This is a genomic window from Ectothiorhodospira shaposhnikovii (assembly GCF_047222355.1).
GTDB lineage: Bacteria > Pseudomonadota > Gammaproteobacteria > Ectothiorhodospirales > Ectothiorhodospiraceae > Ectothiorhodospira.
This window is the reverse complement of sequence record NZ_CP178333.1, coordinates 2,249,655-2,263,186: the sequence shown is the minus strand read 5'-3', so window position 1 is coordinate 2,263,186 and position 13,532 is coordinate 2,249,655. Positions and strand designations below refer to the sequence as shown.

General features: G+C 62.5%; 13 protein-coding genes, 1 tRNA gene and 1 pseudogene. 10 read left to right on the top strand and 5 right to left on the bottom strand.

Features of this window, described 5'->3' with window-relative positions:
- The first annotated feature begins 191 nt into the window (after positions 1-191).
- From nifV to nifM, 4 genes are read left to right on the top strand one after another with little or no spacing between them, the layout of a single operon-like run.
- The gene (nifV, locus tag ACLF6L_RS10270; protein WP_412851632.1) at positions 192-1,337 is read left to right on the top strand and encodes a homocitrate synthase; all 1,146 of its coding nucleotides are present in this window, start codon (positions 192-194) and stop codon (positions 1,335-1,337) included.
- A gap of 41 nt (positions 1,338-1,378) precedes the next feature.
- On the top strand, positions 1,379-1,711 hold the full coding sequence (gene nifW / locus ACLF6L_RS10265) for a nitrogenase-stabilizing/protective protein NifW (protein WP_238616088.1): 333 nt from the start codon (positions 1,379-1,381) through the stop codon (positions 1,709-1,711).
- A 4-nt stretch (positions 1,712-1,715) separates the two neighbouring features.
- Positions 1,716-2,168 carry a nitrogen fixation protein NifZ gene (locus tag ACLF6L_RS10260; protein WP_238616089.1) on the top strand — a complete coding sequence of 151 codons (453 nt, stop codon included), beginning with the start codon at positions 1,716-1,718 and terminating at the stop codon, positions 2,166-2,168.
- Positions 2,165-3,010, top strand: coding sequence for a nitrogen fixation protein NifM (nifM, locus tag ACLF6L_RS10255; RefSeq protein ID WP_412851631.1), 846 nt, complete (start codon positions 2,165-2,167; stop codon positions 3,008-3,010). Before ACLF6L_RS10260 ends, nifM begins: the two co-directional genes overlap by 4 nt.
- 198 nt (positions 3,011-3,208) lie before the next feature.
- Here the strand turns inward: nifM and ACLF6L_RS10250 are convergent, their stop codons facing one another.
- Positions 3,209-3,907 (bottom strand): MBL fold metallo-hydrolase, encoded by a 699-nt coding sequence (locus ACLF6L_RS10250; protein ID WP_412851630.1) that lies wholly within the window; start codon positions 3,905-3,907, stop codon positions 3,209-3,211.
- Positions 3,908-4,030: 123 nt separating this feature from the next.
- On the opposite strand from ACLF6L_RS10250, the gene ACLF6L_RS10245 reads away from it, so the two are divergent.
- Positions 4,031-4,747 carry a hypothetical protein gene (locus ACLF6L_RS10245; RefSeq protein ID WP_412851629.1) on the top strand — a complete coding sequence of 239 codons (717 nt, stop codon included), beginning with the start codon at positions 4,031-4,033 and terminating at the stop codon, positions 4,745-4,747.
- Between the two features lie 41 nt (positions 4,748-4,788).
- Here ACLF6L_RS10245 and ACLF6L_RS10240 read toward each other — a convergent pair whose 3' ends face one another.
- Both ACLF6L_RS10240 and ACLF6L_RS10235 read right to left on the bottom strand, forming a co-directional pair.
- Positions 4,789-4,989 carry a DUF2892 domain-containing protein gene (locus tag ACLF6L_RS10240; RefSeq protein WP_008931640.1) on the bottom strand — a complete coding sequence of 67 codons (201 nt, stop codon included), beginning with the start codon at positions 4,987-4,989 and terminating at the stop codon, positions 4,789-4,791.
- Positions 4,990-5,036: 47 nt separating this feature from the next.
- On the bottom strand, positions 5,037-6,335 hold the full coding sequence (locus ACLF6L_RS10235; protein WP_008931641.1) for a citrate synthase: 1,299 nt from the start codon (positions 6,333-6,335) through the stop codon (positions 5,037-5,039).
- 312 nt (positions 6,336-6,647) lie between these two features.
- Here ACLF6L_RS10235 and ACLF6L_RS10230 point away from each other — a divergent pair, with 312 nt between their 5' ends.
- Positions 6,648-6,866 (top strand): bacterioferritin-associated ferredoxin, encoded by a 219-nt coding sequence (locus ACLF6L_RS10230; RefSeq protein WP_238616093.1) that lies wholly within the window; start codon positions 6,648-6,650, stop codon positions 6,864-6,866.
- Between the two features lie 161 nt (positions 6,867-7,027).
- A complete protein-coding gene (bfr, locus tag ACLF6L_RS10225; RefSeq protein WP_008931643.1) occupies positions 7,028-7,492 on the top strand; it encodes a bacterioferritin in 465 nt (154 codons plus the stop codon).
- A 69-nt stretch (positions 7,493-7,561) separates the two neighbouring features.
- Here bfr and ACLF6L_RS10220 read toward each other — a convergent pair.
- A tRNA-Arg gene (locus tag ACLF6L_RS10220) sits at positions 7,562-7,638 on the bottom strand.
- A gap of 160 nt (positions 7,639-7,798) precedes the next feature.
- On the opposite strand from ACLF6L_RS10220, the pseudogene ACLF6L_RS10215 reads away from it, so the two are divergent.
- Positions 7,799-8,215 (top strand): annotated as a pseudogene (locus tag ACLF6L_RS10215) (secondary thiamine-phosphate synthase enzyme YjbQ); the annotation flags it as partial.
- A 272-nt stretch (positions 8,216-8,487) separates the two neighbouring features.
- Here ACLF6L_RS10215 and ACLF6L_RS10210 read toward each other — a convergent pair.
- Positions 8,488-8,973 (bottom strand): DUF2721 domain-containing protein, encoded by a 486-nt coding sequence (locus tag ACLF6L_RS10210; RefSeq protein WP_238616094.1) that lies wholly within the window; start codon positions 8,971-8,973, stop codon positions 8,488-8,490.
- Positions 8,974-9,054: 81 nt separating this feature from the next.
- Here ACLF6L_RS10210 and ACLF6L_RS10205 point away from each other — a divergent pair, with 81 nt between their 5' ends.
- A complete protein-coding gene (locus tag ACLF6L_RS10205; RefSeq protein ID WP_412851628.1) occupies positions 9,055-10,056 on the top strand; it encodes a TIGR00341 family protein in 1,002 nt (333 codons plus the stop codon).
- A 135-nt stretch (positions 10,057-10,191) separates the two neighbouring features.
- Positions 10,192-13,503, top strand: a complete 3,312-nt coding sequence (locus ACLF6L_RS10200; RefSeq protein WP_412851627.1) for an SNF2-related protein — start codon at positions 10,192-10,194, stop codon at positions 13,501-13,503.
- Positions 13,504-13,532 lie beyond the last annotated feature (29 nt).

Here is a 13,532-nt window from a genome sequence, read left to right as displayed (position 1 = left end):
GGATGGCGGTCAGGGTGTCTTTCTTGAGGCAGGAGCAAGGCGCTTTGTAGTAAATCCCACAATCCCCCCGTCAAGTCACATAACCACCATCATCCCGTCATTAAATAATCATTTAAAATCATTAGTTTGATTGCCTGGCACGATAATCGCTAACTCCTCGGCATGGCCCCATTCGCCCGACGAGGACATCCATGACCCAACCGCTCGGCATCGTCATCGACGACACCACCTTGAGAGACGGCGAACAATCCGCCGGCGTGGCCTTCAATGACGCCGAGCGGGTAGCCATCGCCAGGGGGTTGGATGACCTGGGTGTTCCCGAGTTGGAAATCGGCATTCCTTCCATGGGTCCCGAGGAACGGGAATCCATCGCTCTGCTGGCCCGGCTGGGACTCAAGGCCCGTTTGCTGGTGTGGAGCCGCATGCGCGCCGATGACCTGGCCGACTGCGCGGGTCTGGGGGTTCACATGGTGGACCTGTCCATCCCCGTTTCGGATCAGCAGATCCGGCGCAAACTGGGCCGGGATCGGGAGTGGGTGCTGGAAAGCATCCGCCGTCACGTGGCCCAGGCCCTGGAACTGGGACTGGAGGTGGGCGTGGGCGGGGAGGATGCCTCCCGGGCCGATCCCGATTTTCTCTGCCGGGTGATCGAGATCGCCCAGGCTGCCGGGGCACGCCGTTTCCGCTTCGCCGACACCGTGGGCATCATGGAACCCTTCGGTGTGCTGGCACGCATCCGGCAGCTGCGCGCTGTCTCCGACCTGGAGATCGAGATGCATGCCCATGACGACCTGGGCCTGGCCACCGCCAACACCCTGGCCGCCGCCCTTGGGGGAGCCACCCATGTGAACACCACCGTCAACGGCATCGGGGAACGGGCCGGCAACGCCGCCCTGGAAGAGGTGGTGATGGGGTTGCGTCGGCTTCACGGCATCGAAACCGGAGTGGAGCTGCGCCGTTTCCCGGCCCTGTCCCATCTGGTGGAGACCGCTTCCGGCCGTCCCATCCACTGGCAGAAGAGCCTGGTGGGAGAGGGGGTCTTCACCCACGAAGCGGGCATCCATGTGGACGGTCTGCTCAAGGATCCGGCCAATTACCAGGGCGTGGATCCGGCGGAACTGGGCCGGGAGCACCGTCTGGTGCTGGGCAAGCATTCCGGCGCCCGTGGCGTGATGGCGGCCTATGCGCGCATGGGGGTGACCCTGGACAAGGCCCAGGCGGCCCTGTTGCTGAGTCGTTTGCGTCGATCCGTTTCCCAGTCCAAGCGGCCACCAACGGAGCATGAACTGGCCGCCTGGTATGCGGAACTCACCTGCCCGAACGGGGCGGTGGCGTGAGGCCGCGTGTTTCATTGATATCCACCATCGAGGTCTGAACCATGACTGAAACCACCGAACTGGAAGAAGACCTGCGGGAAATGGGGTCTGCCGAAGAGTTTCTTGAGTATTTCAACATTCCTTACGATGAGGCCGTTGTCCGGGTGAATCGCCTGCATATCCTGCAGCGCTTTCATGACTACCTCTCCGGTACCCTGGACAACCTGCCCACGGACCTGTCGGCCCGACGGGATATCTACCGCAGCCTGCTGATGCAGTCCTACGTGGATTTTGTGGAATCCGATGCCCGCACCGAAAAGGTGTTCAAGGTTTTCAAGCGCCCGGCGCCGGGCGTCACCGTGGTGCCCCTGGAACAGGCCTTCATCCGGAGATAGCCCCATGGAGCACTATCGAGAGTACGGCGAGCAGGTCAGGGTGGTCCGCCCCTTGCGCAACGACGGCACCTACCCCGGCATGGACCGGGGCGAGCTGCTGGTGCCCCGGGGCAGTATCGGGGTGGTCATCGGCAGGGGCACCTTCCTGCAGGATCAGGTGATCTACACCGTCAACTTTCTGGATGCGGGCCGTGTGGTGGGGTGCCGACAGGAAGAATTGATCGACGCCGACGCCCCCTGGGTGCCCACCCGGTATGAATTCCGTGACAAGGTGACTCCGGCAATTCCGCTGGGGATCAACGGCGAGACGGTGGTGAGCCCCGGGACCGTGGGCGAGGTCTGCAAGGTCTTGAGGGATCTGCCGGACGGTGTGGCCTATCACGTGAACTTTGCCGGACGGGTCCTGCAGGTGCCGGAGCAGGCTCTGACCGATCCGACCGAGGAGCAACCTTCATGAGTCTTACACTGGAACAGCGCCCCGAACTCCTTTACATCGAGCTGCGGGCTGCCCTGGACTACTTCGACAAGCCCCTGGGCAGCCTCTCCGATGACGAGCGAGGCATTGTTCGCCATCGCGCCCTTATGGCCTATGACATCGGTGCGCGAGCCCTGGCCTCCAGCGAGGCCCGGGATGTCCATGTGCCCGAGGGGCAGGTGACCCGGGCCTTGCGGGAGATCGAATCCCGTTACCCGGAGCCGCGGCAGTTTCAGGAAGAGCTGAGTCGCCATGGTCTCGATCGGGAGGGTCTTTTGCAGGCCCTTTACCGGGAATTACGCCTGGAGGCCCTGCTGGAGCGGGTGGCTGCCCGGGCCGAGCCGGTGACGGACGAGGAAGTGGCCCGGTACCATGCGTGTCACAAGGATCGTCTGCAGCGTCCGGAAACCCGTACGGTGAGGCAGATCCTGATCACCCTGAATCCGGATTTTCCCGAAAACACCCCGGAGGCTGCCCGGGCGCGGTTGGAGGCGATCCGGGAGACCCTGCTTGCTGATCCGGGGATGTTCGCCGATCTGGCCATGCGCCACTCCGAGTGTCCCAGCGCACTCCAGGGCGGGCTGCTGGGGCGGGTGCCCGAGGGGCATCTGTACCCGGAGTTGGACGCTGTACTGTTCCGGATGACGGCGGGTATGGTGAGCGAGCCGGTGCAGACCGAAGTGGGGCTGCATCTGCTCTACTGCGAAACCATCCATCCCGCCGGACCCGTGACCCTGGACGAGGCCGGTGGTCGCATCCGTCAGATCCTGGAGCAACGGCGCCAGGCCAATTGCCGGCGGGCCTGGCTGGAGTCCCTGGGGTGATGTGCTCGTTTGCCGTCACCCCCGCTACCCATCCGTCACTCCCGCGAAAGCGGGAGTCCATGATTTTCAGCCTGCCACTGGATTCCCGCTTTCGCGGGAATGACGGATCATGGGCCATCACTGGCATATCCTTGGCCACTGGATTCCCGCCTTCGCGGGAATGACGGACCATGGGCCATCATCGGCGTATCCTTCGCATTACCGCAAGCTCACCGGCCCGTAGGGGGTGTCCCGCACCTGATCATGGTCATGCATCCGGTAGCGGGTGAATGCCGTCACATCATCAAACTGCATGAACGGATTTCCCTCCGCCTGTTCCTTGAGCGTGGATTGCGGCTTCACGCCGTAGTCATGCCCCGGATGGATCACGGTCCCGCCCGGCAGTGTCTGCTGCAGGCGCGCCAGGGTATGGAACATGGCAGCGGGGTCCCCTCCCTTCAAGTCACAGCGACCGCAGCCGAAAACAAACAGTGTGTCACCGGTGATGAGGTCATCGCCCAAGTGGTAGCAGACTGACCCCGGCGTATGTCCGGGGGTATGCATCACCCGGATCGTGGTCTCCCCCAGCCGGATCAGATCACCGTCCTGGTGCAAATGTGCATCCGCCGGGCAGTCCCCCCAGATGTCTGCTTCGGCCTTGAGCAGGTGCACCCGGGCGTCAGGGGACTGTGCCCGCAGACGCTCAAGGCCGTTGACATGGTCCTGATGGGTATGAGTGAGCAGGATATGGGTGATCCGCAGCCGCCGGGCACGAGCCAGATCGGTCACTTCTTCCACTTCCCAGGCGGGGTCCACCACGGCGGCGGTGCCGGAGGCGCTATCCTCAATGAGATAGATCCGGTTTCCCATGGGGCCCAGTTCCAGGGCATGGATCTGGTAAGGCTTGTCTTTGGTCATGATAAAGGCTCCCAAATTCCGAACATGGGTCGGCCGATTGGCCAGGCAGAGTCCATGTTACTAGAACAGGCAGGTATATTGACTGGGAAGAGCGCGGGGCTTACCGGGAGGAGGGCAGGCGGAATGAACAAGGAAACCGATCCGGGCGGGGAGGCATCATCACTGCTGTATCGCCTGGCCTGCCCGGTGGCGGCGATGGCGATGATGGCGGCGGCCCTGGCGGCACTACTGCATCTTCTGGGGGTTCTGCTGTCCGCGGTGTTCCTGGCGGCCTCGCAAAGGGACTTCAGCTTCAGTACGCCCGACATGGATGCCCAGTTGCTGGCCGGCATCCTCATTCCCGTGCTATGGCAGCATGGGGTGCCCGTGACCCTCTCGACCCTTTTGATGCTGGCGGCAGCGGGCACCGTGCTTCATGGGCAGGGGTGCCGCTGGGCGCAGATGGCAGGGGGCAGTGGGGTGTTGCTGGCGATCTATCTGACCCTGATGGGGGTATCGGCATGGGTGCCGGGACTGATCTTTCTCGGCGGCGTGGCTGCACTTGGCATCAGCCCATGGCTTCATGGGCCATCCCTGACGAATGTCTTGCCGGTGTCCATGAAAACGGCCAAGGCGCCTGAACCCACCCTGGAGATGTTGCTGAGACAGGAACCACGGGACCCACCGAGGGGGAGGGAAAGCCCGGGTGTTGTCGGTTCGTCTCGCGCGGGCGGGGTTGAAACAGGTGGGAAGAAGCGTCGCCCTGGCGGGTCAAGGGAAAGGGAATGGAGAGAACCCGCCATCCAGTTGCAGCGGATTTTGCCTCCGGGGCAGGGGTACGGGCGGGGAAGAACGAAATGAACCGGTGCGCCCTCGGGCGCACCGGTCAGGGCCGATTCAGATCAATTGAACGCCTGGCCCGGCTTGATGCCTGCCTTTTTCAGCACGATGGCCAGCGGGCAGAACCCGGTGAAGGCCGACTGCAGCAGGTTCAGGCCCACAAAGGCCGTGAGCCACAGCCACAGCGGGCTGGCCAGGGACAGCAGCAGGCTGAGCAGGATCATTCCGCCGGCAAAGGCAAAAACTGCGCGATCAATCGTCATGGGCATGGCCCTCCTGTGTTTTAGGTTTTCCTAATATACAGGTGGACCTAGCGCTTCTCAATGGGCACGTAGTCCCGGGCGGCGGCGCCGGTGTAGAGCTGACGCGGACGACCGATGCGGGATTCCGGGTCCTGCATCATCTCGCACCAGTGAGCGTTCCAGCCGACGATGCGCGCCAGGGCGAAGATGGCGGTGAACATGTTCAGCGGGATGCCCATGGCCCGCAGGATCAGACCGGAGTAGAAGTCCACGTTGGGGTACAGCTTGCGCTCCTTGAAGTAATCGTCTTCCGTGGCGATGCGCTCCAACTCCATGGCCACCTCGAACAGGGGCTGGTTGTCGGCACCCATCTGCGCCAGCAGTTCATGACACATCTTGCGGATGATTCTGGCCCGCGGGTCGTAGTTCTTGTACACCCGGTGACCAAAGCCCATCAGACGGAAGGGGTCATCCTTGTCCTTGGCGCGGTTGACGAAGTGATCCACGCCCTGACCGCTTTCCACGATCTGCTCGAGCATGCGCACCACGGCTTCGTTGGCACCACCGTGCAGGGGGCCCCAGAGCGACGTGATGCCGGCGGACACAGCGGCAAACGGGTTGGCCTCGGAACTGGCGGACAGCCGCACGGTGGAGGTGGAGGCGTTCTGCTCGTGGTCGGCGTGCAGGATCAGGATCAGATCCAGGGCCTTGGCGAAGATGGGGTTGGGCTCGTAACGCTCGGTGGGGACACCGAACATCATGCGCAGGAAGTTCTCGGAATAGCCCAGCTCGTTATCCGGATACAGGAAGGGCTGGCCGATGGCGTACTTGTAGGACCAGGCGGCGATGGTGGGCATTTTGGAGATCATGCGGTGGGCCGAGATCTCCCGGTGCCGGGGATTGTGCACATCCGTGCTGTCGTGGAAGAAGGCGGACAGGGCACCGAACACGCCCACCATGATGGCCATGGGGTGGGCATCGTGGCGGAAGCCGTCGTAGAAGCGACGGATGGCCTGATGGGGCATGGAGTGCTTCTGGATGATACGGGTGAAGTTCTCCAGCTCGGTGGCGGTGGGCAGTTCACCGTACAGCAGCAGATAGCAGGTCTCCAGATAGCTGCTGTGCTCGGCCAGCTGCTCGATGGGATAACCGCGGTACATCAGGATGCCCTTGTCGCCATCGATGTAAGTGATGTCGCTGCGGCAGCTGGCGGTGGACATGAACCCCGGGTCGTAGGTGAAGTAGCCCAGTTCCTTGGACAGGGGGCGGATGTCCACGGTGGCGGGACCGACGGTGCCCTCCAGGACGGGCAGCTCTACCTGCTTGCCGGTTGCGTTATCAATGACCGTGACGGTACGGGGTTTCATGGATTGTCCTCGTCATCCGTTGTTCAGTTTGGACGTTCAGGGACCTGTCAGGTCCCGAGCCTTATTCTTGTGACCAGCCCTTGCAGGTGGCCCAGACGGGGCACACTTTATTGCGATGCAACACCCGGAGTCCATGTTTTCCTGCAAGAAAATACCGGTGTAGCGAGCTGTCCCGGTTGGTCCGGATCGTGCTTTCTAACCGGTTAGGCGCCTTTGCGCAAGAAATTCAGTCTGGATGGTATTGACATTGATTACCATTCAGGCGCAAATTCCCAGCTGGTGTGTCGGATAAGTGAATGAGGATTTAACGGCATGTATGTCTGTCTTTGCAAGGGAATCACGGATCATCAGATCCGCCGGGCGGTGGCCGAGGGCGCTGATAGCATGCGGGATCTGCGCCGGGAACTCGGGGTATGTACCGATTGCGGAAAATGTGGGGTTTGCGCCAATCGTCTGTTGCGCGACACCCTGAATGCGGCGCCCGCGGTCAATGTGTCCATGGCGGATGCACCGCAATGGGCGCTGGGCTGAGAATCCGGGACGTCGTCGGTTGCGTCGCCCGACGGATGACGTCCTCGTGGTGATGGTCTAAACTTTTAGAGTCATTCCAAGTCTGTACTGGGTAGGTACGCTATAAAAAGAAAAGAGATCCTGCCGACCGGGTCCAACACTGACTTCGAGGAGAGCACACCATGAAAGGCGACAAGAAGGTCATCGAATACCTGAACAAGGCCCTCAAGGGCGAACTTACCGCCATCAACCAGTATTTCCTGCACGCCCGCATCTTCAAGAACTGGGGTCTGACCAAGCTGGACGAGTACGAGTACCACGAGTCCATCGATGAAATGAAGCATGCGGACAAGCTCATCGAGCGTATCCTGTTCCTTGAGGGCCTGCCCAATCTGCAGGACCTGGGCAAGCTCTACATCGGTGAAAACACCAAGGAAATCCTGGAGTGCGACCTCAAGCTGGAGCATGAGGGCCATGCCGTTTACAAGGAGGCCGTGGCCTACGCGGAAAAGGTGGGAGACTATCCCAGTCGGGATCTGTTCGCCGCCATCATGGCCGAGGAAGAAGAGCACATCGACTGGATCGAGACCCAGCTTGAGTTGATCGAGCGCCTGGGACTGACCAAGTACGAACAGTCCATGCTGTAGTCGGCCCCCGCCGTGGGGAAACCGACTCCCCACGGCACCCCTCATGAACCAGCGCCGCCGGGCGATGCCTGGCGCCCCGACCACGACTCGAACGTGGGACCTTCCCCTTAGGAGGGGGACGCTCTATCCACCTGAGCTACCGGGGCAGTAAAGAACACTCCGGGTACCGGAGCGTGAACGTAGGCGATTATGGCACAGATTTCCCGCGAGACGCATCCCGTACCGTTGCCGGTCGCGGGACATGTCGCGATTTTGCCGTCGGGACAGGATAGACTCACGCCATGCCGAATACCCGGGACGATACCCATGCCCATTCACCAAGCGCCGTTCACCGTCACCACTCGGGGCCGTGGCCCGGTGGAGATCACCCATCATGTCAATGAACACCTGCGGCAGTCCGGTCTGGAAACGGGTCTGTGTCATGTGTTCTGTTGCCATACCAGCGCCTCCCTGACTATCACCGAAAACGCCGATCCCACGGTACTGCGGGATCTGGAGGGACATCTGGTCCGGACCATTCCCGATGGTGATCCCCGCTATGCTCACGACATGGAGGGGCCGGATGACATGTCGGCCCATATCCGCAGCGTGCTGACCGGCACCGGCCTGACCGTGCCTTTCGCGCGGGGGCGCCTGTCCCTGGGAACCTGGCAAGGGATTTTCCTGTGGGAGCATCGCACCCATGGCCATGGCCGCCGGGTGATCGTGACCTGCCAGGGAGAGGCCCCGGCCTCGACATCAATGCCGTCGGAATCTCGAGGCGTGGAGGCCGACGTCGGCGAACTGCGGCAGGTCCTGACGACCCTGACGGCGGAGCGGGACCAGGCCCTTGCCGAACTGCACAGGGCCACGGCGGCCCTGGCAGAGATGCAGGGCCGGATTCAGGCCTCCGAGGATACCCGCACGGAACTGCAGGCCATCATGGCACGACTGCGGGATATCGGCGGGGGCTGAGCCGTTTCAGTCATTGGGCCACCGAAACATGGGTCCGGTGGTCAGTGTTCCTGTGTGTCCGGCGCAGTGCTCCGGGTGCGTGGCACGTCCTCGTCGTTCAGTGCCATGGCCGCCGAGGCCAGCTGTAGATCGCGTACGAACATCCCCAGGGAGGCGATCAGGCTTGCCATGGCAAACACGAACATGGTACCGATCAAGCGTGGATGTTCCATGCTCAGCAGAAAATCGATGAACACGGTCAGGATGGTCAAGCAGACCAGCATGGCCGTGGCGATGCTGAGCTTGATGCCCAGGTTGATCAATCCCGCCCGTTCATCCAGGATGTCCATTTCCCGGCGATGCAGCTCGAACCGCACCGGTTCGGGCTCCCGCAACCGGTCGGCCAGAGCGCGCTTGCGATCCACGATTCTGGCCAGGCGCACCACGAAGGCATTGATGAATCCGGCAATTCCCACCAACAGGAACACCGGGGCGACGGAAAACTGGATGACCTGAGAAATCAGGACCGGTGAAGTGCCCTCTGTCATCTGAAAGGCTCCTTGCGTTGAGGTGTGTTTCCAGTAAGCAGCGCGGGTTGCAACACGGGTCAGGAGCATGGAGATACGTCGATGCGACTCATAGAAGTCATCAGCCCCGAGTATCTGCGGCCACGCCTGCTGGCACTGGCACAGGCCCATCATGCCATCGACGCCTGGTGCGGGGCCACCAATGAGGATGGCCGAATCTCCGTGCGCATGGTCGTCAACGCGGAAAATACCCAGCGGCTGATGGAAGCCCTGCAAGGCATGATGATGAAGGAACCCACGGCGCGCATCGTGGTGCTGCCCGTTGAAACCACGGTGCCGATGCCGGGGCAACCGAACACCGCGCCCCGGCCCGACGCCCCGGGGGGCAGGGATCTCACCCTTGAGGAACTGTATACCCGGATGGCCAAGGAGGGAAATCTGGATCGTAATTTTGTGATGCTGATTTTTCTGTCCACCATTGCCGCCACCATCGGTCTGGCCGAAGACAACACGGCGGTGGTCATCGGTTCCATGGTCATCGCTCCGTTGCTGGGACCGGTCATCACCTTTGCCTTCGGCGTCTCCATGGGCGCGCGCGCCCTGGCCATGCGCGCCCTGTTCACCGCGTTTGTCGGTCTGGGGCTGGCCGTCCTGCTGAGTCTGGTCATCGGCTTTCTGTGGCCGGTGAGCGTCAGCAATGCCGAAGTGCTGGCACGCACCGAGGTCAATGTCGCCCATGTGGTGCTGGCCCTCACCGCCGGTGCCGCGGGTGTCCTTGCCCTGACCAGCGGCATCACCACCCGTCTGGTGGGTGTCATGGTGGCGGTCGCCTTGCTGCCGCCTGCTGCCGTGTTCGGCATGTTGCTGGGCAAGGGGGAGTTCGAGCCGGCCATGGGAGCGGCGCTCCTGCTCGGCGTCAACGTGATTTGCGTGATCATCGCGGCCCAGTTCGTGTTCCTGTTCCAGGGCGTCAAGCCCCGTCGCTGGGTGAGGGTGGGGCAGGTGGAGCGGTTCACCCCGAAGGACTGGTTCATCTGGCTGTTGATCGGCACGCTCCTTCTGGTCGGCCTGGTGGTTCTGATCCTGGTGCGCGGCGGGTTCTGAAAGGCAGGTGCCCGTCAAGTACATGCGCAGTGTTCGCATTGTGCGAAAATCCCTGAAATTTAAACGCCTGGAGACGTCAAATCCGGATTTTCGAGTATCTTCGGCGCCTTCACCATTTATCCATCACTGGACCCCATGACCTCGAAACAACAGAAGCAGTGGATCACCCTGAGTGGCATTCGTAAGGATTGCGGATACAGAAACTACGAGCGCGGAAGACGGTACTTCGAGGAGGGGCGCACTGGGCAGATCAAGATCATTCGGCGCGACCATAAGGAATTCAGCTGCCGGGCGGTGACCCGGGGCAGTGGTGGCCGCGTCTATGAACAGTTCTTGCGATTTGTCCGTGTGCGGCCGGATCGCGAGGATGCGTTCGTGGTATTGCACGGTGAATGCAGTTGCCCCGTGGGCGATAACTGCAAGCACGTGGTGTCGGCGGCTCTGGCCATGCGCGAGCAGGAACAGGCCCTGGCGGCTTCCGCTTCGGGTAAACCGCTGTTCCTGCAGTGGCTGGAAGGGGTGGCGGAATCGTCTTCCCTGGCATCCGATGGCTCCGACGAAGCGATACCGAACCAGAACTGCCTGCTGTACCAGCTGACACTCCACGCCGCCGACGGCAGTGCCAGCGTGGGCTTTCGTCTGGCCATCTACCGCAAGGACGGCACGCCGACCAAGGGGCGGGAGGTGAGGTTTGCCACTCTGTTCCAACCCTACGGGTCCACCTATCAGGCCATGACCGAACTGGACAGGGAGATCGTGCAACAGGTGTCGGCCGGGGGGGGTACCAGCACTTTTTCCAGCCATGCCGCCCATTATCGCCATGATCCTGACGATCGCAACAGCGCTCTCAGGGGCCGCCCCGGGGCGTTGGCACTGGAGATGATGCTCGATTCCGGACGTCTTTACTGGTCGGAGGCACCGGAACGGCCGCTGACCCGCGGCCCGTCACGGCAGCTGCACCTGACCTGGGAGGCCGTTGATGATCAGTATCACCTGGTGCCGCGAACCGACGGGGATCGCAGGATTCACCTGATCCAGGTACAGCCATGCCAGTATCTGGACCCGATGGATTTTCAGGTGGGCACCCTGGAAATCCCTTCGACCCTGGCCCCGGACTGGCTGGCACGGCTACTCGCCTCACCGCCGGTGGCCGCTTCCGAAGTGGAGCAGGTCAGTCTGGGTCTGGCCCGGCAGTTTCCCTATCTGCCCACGCCCACCCCGGTGTCCCGACGCGAGATCCGTGACCAGGCACCGACACCGGCGCTTGCGGTCATCCTGTACGACCCGGATCTGCTGCAGTCAGGATTGCTGTTCCATTTCATGTATGGCGATGACGTGGTGGTGATGCCCCAGGATCCCCATGACGTGGTCATGGGGGAAGCCGGGAGCGATCTGGTGGAAGTGCACCGGCACCGGGACGCCGAGCAGCGGGCCCAGGACCTGATTCGCGCCGAAGGGCTGGAACCCTGGCCCCAGCGGCCGGAGTTGTGGCGCCCCATCATGGGCGAGCGGGATCGCCAGGCCGCCCTGGGGCAGTGGTTCGAGGTGCTGGACACGGTGCTGCCGCGCCTGCAGGCCCAGGGCTGGCATATCAGACATGTCCAGGGTGACGCACCCCGGTTGCTGCATGCGGACAGGCTGCAGGCCGAGGTGGAGGAGGGGCAGGGCTGGTTCGATCTGAGATTTGATCTGGAGGTGGACGGGCGCAGGATTCCCCTGTTGCCCCTGGTGGTCCACCTGCTGGCCGACTATGTGCCCGGTACCTTGCCGGAGATCCTGTGGCTACCCATGGACGGGGGGCAGTATGTGAAAGTGGCCCGGGAACAGATCGAGCCGGTGTTGCAGACCCTGGTGGATCTGCACGAGGAACTGGGTCCCGATCAGGACGAGTTGCGCCTGTCGCGACTGGATGCCCCCCGACTGCTGGAACTGGGGCCGATCCCGGTGCAAGGTGGCGAGGGCATGGAGCGACTGGCCCGGCAACTCGCCCAGTTCGACGGCTTGCGCACGGTGCCGCTGCCGCCGGATTTTGTCGGCAAGTTGCGTCCCTACCAGCAGCACGGTGTGGACTGGATGCAGTTTTTGCGGGAACACCAGCTGGCCGGCGTGCTGGCGGATGACATGGGCCTGGGCAAGACCGTGCAGACCCTGGCCCATCTGATGGTGGAGAAGGCGGCCGGCCGGCTCGACCGGCCCAGCCTGATCGTGGCCCCCACCAGTTTGTTGGGCAACTGGCGCCGCGAGGCAGCCCAGTTCTGTCCGTCGCTCAAGACCCTGGTGCTGCAGGGCGCGGATCGTAAGTCCCACTTCGACAGCCTGGACGACTACGATCTGGTCTTCACCACTTATCCGCTGCTCCCCCGGGACAGCAAGAACCTGCTGGAGCAGCGTTTTACCTATCTGATTCTGGACGAGGCGCAGCAGATCAAGAACCCCCGCGCCCAGGCGGCCCAGGTGGTGCGTCATCTGCAGGCCGATCACCGACTGTGTCTGACCGGTACGCCCATGGAAAATCACCTCGGCGAGCTGTGGGCCCAGTTCGATTTTCTGTTGCCGGGCTTTCTGGGCAACCGGGAGCAGTTCACCCGCAACTACCGCACCCCCATCGAAAAACACCGGGATGGGGAGAAACTGCAACGGCTGACCCGTCGCGTGGCCCCCTTCATGTTGCGTCGGACCAAGGATGTGGTGGCCCGGGAGTTGCCGGAGAAATCCGAGTTGTTGCGCAGTACCCCCATCGACGGCAAGCAGGCGGCGCTGTACGAGAGCATCCGGCTCGCCATGGAAAAGAAGGTGCGCGATGCCATCGCGCAAAAGGGCCTGGCGCGGAGCCAGATCACCATTCTGGATGCCTTGCTCAAATTGCGTCAGGTCTGCTGTGATCCCCGCCTGTTGCCGGAGGCATTGCGCGGGGGAAGTACGAAAAAGATACCCTCGGCAAAGCTGGAGATGCTCATGGAGATGCTGCCGGAGTTGATCAGCGAGGGCCGTCGGGTGCTGCTGTTTTCCCAGTTCACCACCATGCTGGGGTTGATCGAACAGGAATTGGCCCCGGCGGGGATCAGCTATACGAAGCTGACCGGCCAGACCCGCAAGCGGGAAGAGGTGATCAGCCGCTTTTGTGACGGTCACGTCCCGTTGATGCTGATCAGCCTCAAGGCGGGCGGGGTTGGACTCAATCTCACCCAGGCGGATACCGTCATCCACTACGACCCGTGGTGGAATCCCGCCGTGGAAGCCCAGGCCACCGACCGGGCCCATCGCATCGGCCAGGACAAGCCGGTCTTCGTCTACAAGCTCGTTACCGAGAACACGGTGGAGGAAAAGATACTGGCCTTGCAGGCCCGCAAGCGGCAACTGGCGGATCAGGTCTACCGCGGCGGCGAGCGGGCGCCGGACTCACCCCCCATCGACGCCCGGATGATTGAGGATCTGCTGGGGGGGTGATCCATCGGGTTGGCGTGGAAAGGGATGCC

Excerpts from the sequence above, each read along its gene's own strand:
- nifM (WP_412851631.1), top strand. The coding sequence starts at position 2,165 with ATGAGTCTTACACTGGAACAGCGCCCCGAACTCCTTTACATCGAGCTG.
- ACLF6L_RS10250 (WP_412851630.1), bottom strand. The coding sequence starts at position 3,907 with ATGACCAAAGACAAGCCTTACCAGATCCATGCCCTGGAACTGGGCCCC.
- ACLF6L_RS10200 (WP_412851627.1), top strand. The coding sequence starts at position 10,192 with ATGACCTCGAAACAACAGAAGCAGTGGATCACCCTGAGTGGCATTCGT.
- nifW (WP_238616088.1), top strand. The coding sequence starts at position 1,379 with ATGACTGAAACCACCGAACTGGAAGAAGACCTGCGGGAAATGGGGTCT.
- bfr (WP_008931643.1), top strand. The coding sequence starts at position 7,028 with ATGAAAGGCGACAAGAAGGTCATCGAATACCTGAACAAGGCCCTCAAG.
- ACLF6L_RS10260 (WP_238616089.1), top strand. The coding sequence starts at position 1,716 with ATGGAGCACTATCGAGAGTACGGCGAGCAGGTCAGGGTGGTCCGCCCC.
- ACLF6L_RS10245 (WP_412851629.1), top strand. The coding sequence starts at position 4,031 with ATGAACAAGGAAACCGATCCGGGCGGGGAGGCATCATCACTGCTGTAT.
- ACLF6L_RS10240 (WP_008931640.1), bottom strand. The coding sequence starts at position 4,989 with ATGACGATTGATCGCGCAGTTTTTGCCTTTGCCGGCGGAATGATCCTG.
- ACLF6L_RS10230 (WP_238616093.1), top strand. The coding sequence starts at position 6,648 with ATGTATGTCTGTCTTTGCAAGGGAATCACGGATCATCAGATCCGCCGG.
- ACLF6L_RS10210 (WP_238616094.1), bottom strand. The coding sequence starts at position 8,973 with ATGACAGAGGGCACTTCACCGGTCCTGATTTCTCAGGTCATCCAGTTT.
- ACLF6L_RS10235 (WP_008931641.1), bottom strand. The coding sequence starts at position 6,335 with ATGAAACCCCGTACCGTCACGGTCATTGATAACGCAACCGGCAAGCAG.
- ACLF6L_RS10205 (WP_412851628.1), top strand. The coding sequence starts at position 9,055 with ATGCGACTCATAGAAGTCATCAGCCCCGAGTATCTGCGGCCACGCCTG.
- nifV (WP_412851632.1), top strand. The coding sequence starts at position 192 with ATGACCCAACCGCTCGGCATCGTCATCGACGACACCACCTTGAGAGAC.